This window comes from Selenomonadales bacterium (assembly GCA_017442105.1).
Lineage (GTDB): Bacteria > Bacillota > Negativicutes > RGIG982 > RGIG982 > RGIG982.
On the sequence record JAFSAX010000226.1, the window covers coordinates 1 to 2,296 of the forward strand.

Genomic DNA, 2,296 nt, shown 5'->3' on the forward strand with positions numbered 1-2,296 from the left:
CCAGAGAATTGCGCCCCAGAAGCGGGTGCGCCGTCGGACGAAGGCTGCGTTTTGTCACGACGACGACAGCATTTTCAAGCGAGATATCCTCGCGCTTGCCGCCGAATTCGTACACACAGATCGGTTCGTCATAGCCGATCTCGCTTGCAGGCATATAGATATATTCGCTCGTGTTATTGTCGCCGTAGATCGTGCCTGTCTTTAAGTGGGCGGCAGTCATTCTGCTCATAAGATGCCTCCTTAGACCATGCCTTTTTGGCGAAGTAAGAACGCGATCGATGCCATCGCCGACAACGAAAGGATAACGACCATCGCGAAACCGTAGCCCTCTTCTGCCATCGGTACAGGGACATTGACACCGAAGAAGCTCGCTATCATCGTCGGGATAGCCAAGATGATCGTGATGGACGTCAAGAAACGCATCACGCGGTTCAAGTTATTCGAGATGATAGACGAGAACGTCTCGAGCATACTGCGGACGATGTGCGTATACATCTCAACCATCTCACGCGCCTGCTTATTCTCGATGATAACATCTTCGAGGAGATCTTCATCCTCTTCGAATACCTTGATGATATGCTGTAAGTTCGAGTTCGTACGCATACGAAGCAGTTTATCAAGCATCGTTCCGTTGGAACGGAGCGACACCGTGAAGTATGTCAGTGCTTTCTGAAGCTCGAGAAGTCTAAAGAGATGTTCGTTCTCCATCGACTTGCGGAGCTGTAATTCAAGCTCATCTGTCAAACGGCTGATCTGGCGCAGGTTGCGCAAGTAGAGAGTCGCCGACTTGTAGAGAAGCTGGAACATGAAGCGCGTCCGCTTGAACGTGCAGAACAAATGGCTGTTTCTTTGATTGAATTCGTTGATAACCTCGACAGCCTCCAAGGTGATCGTAATGATATAATCCGTCGTCAGAATGATACCCAGCGGCAATGTATCGTATGCGAACTGGGAACGCATAACAGGAACGTTCGTGATAACCATCATATAGTTATCTTCTATCTCGGTACGCGAACGTTCCTCATCATCGAGCGCCGAACGCAGGTTATCGATATCGACGTTGACAGCCTTCGACACAGCCGCGAGCTCTGCGGCAGTCGGATTCGTAAGCTGAAGCCAAGCACCTTTTTCCAGCGTATCGAGCGTCAATTCTTCAAGCTTGCCGGTATCCATTCGGGTTTTTACAATATGTAGCATAATACGCCTCCTTGATTGGAAAAACGAACTACGCCGCGCATATCACGTTCGGATAAAGCTGAGCTGCGCGGAAAGCATCGTCTTCCGTCTGCTGAAAAAATAAACTGGGCCCTGCAGTATCGCCTTCCATCGAACAACTCACTTCCTTTCCGAAATCATAATATTCTTCTTAAAATATTACTCCCTGTCAGGTGTAAAGTCAATCTGCAAACGATAGAGAAACGAAGAAAATTGCAAAAAATCAAAGATTCAAACAAGGCAGGTGTCTTCTCTCATACAGGAAAAGATAGGAAAATCTTGACAAAAGAGAGATGCCCTTGCTATAATCAAACGTACGGAGAGATGTCCGAGTGGTTTAAGGAGCCGGTCTTGAAAACCGGTGATTCCGAAAGGGACCGTGGGTTCGAATCCCACTCTCTCCGCCATGGAGTGGTACTCAAGTGGCTGAAGAGGACGGTTTGCTAAATCGTTAGATGGGGTAACTCATGCGAGGGTTCGAAACCCTCCCACTCCGCCATAGGGAATGTGAGGCGCAGAGCGAAATGCTTTGCGTCTTTTTTATATGCAGGCAGAAATGATTGCAAAAAGGAAAGATGCTATATTATAATGAATAAAGAAAAAAGAAGATGATGTACGAACAGCACGAATCCTAAAAATAAATGTAGAAGGTGATCTGATGAATGGTAAAAAAATAGGTATTGGAGCAATTGTGGTGATCCTCTGTGCAGTCGCATTTTACTTCTGCTATTGGACAAAAACACCGACCTATAGTATTGGGATCATCAGAGATGCAGTTGCATCGCATGATGTTATCAAATTCCAGAAGCATGTCAATACCAAAAATCTTCTCAGCGAAGCATTTGACAGCATACTTATCGCACAGGAAAAAATAACAGGAGAGAGCCTCAGACACAACCGATTTGCCATGGCAATCGTAATGAACTTAAAGCCGGGTATTATTGACGAATTGGAAGATGAATTGATCGATGCCGTTGAAGGTAAGTCGGGGGAATCTGATAAAAAAGAATTGGGCATCGTAAACGGAGCGGTCGATAATGTCAAGCAAGCGGAAATAGAAATAAAAGATATGACCGTAAAA

3 protein-coding genes and 2 tRNA genes are annotated in these 2,296 nt (G+C 46.1%); 3 read left to right on the forward strand and 2 right to left on the reverse strand.

Features of this window, described 5'->3' with window-relative positions:
* Positions 1-229, reverse strand: a 229-nt coding sequence (locus tag IJN28_08600; GenBank protein MBQ6713825.1) for a hypothetical protein, incomplete at its 3' end; no start/stop codon positions are given.
* A gap of 11 nt (positions 230-240) precedes the next feature.
* Positions 241-1,197 carry a magnesium transporter CorA family protein gene (locus IJN28_08605; GenBank protein ID MBQ6713826.1) on the reverse strand — a complete coding sequence of 319 codons (957 nt, stop codon included), beginning with the start codon at positions 1,195-1,197 and terminating at the stop codon, positions 241-243.
* 336 nt (positions 1,198-1,533) lie between these two features.
* On the opposite strand from IJN28_08605, the gene IJN28_08610 reads away from it, so the two are divergent.
* The 3 genes from IJN28_08610 to IJN28_08620 form a co-directional block, all read left to right on the forward strand.
* Positions 1,534-1,622 (forward strand) — tRNA-Ser (locus IJN28_08610).
* 1 nt (position 1,623) lies between these two features.
* Positions 1,624-1,714: transfer RNA gene (locus IJN28_08615), tRNA-Ser, on the forward strand.
* Between the two features lie 159 nt (positions 1,715-1,873).
* Positions 1,874-2,296 (forward strand): hypothetical protein (locus IJN28_08620; protein ID MBQ6713827.1); only part of this gene is annotated, 423 nt, incomplete at its 3' end.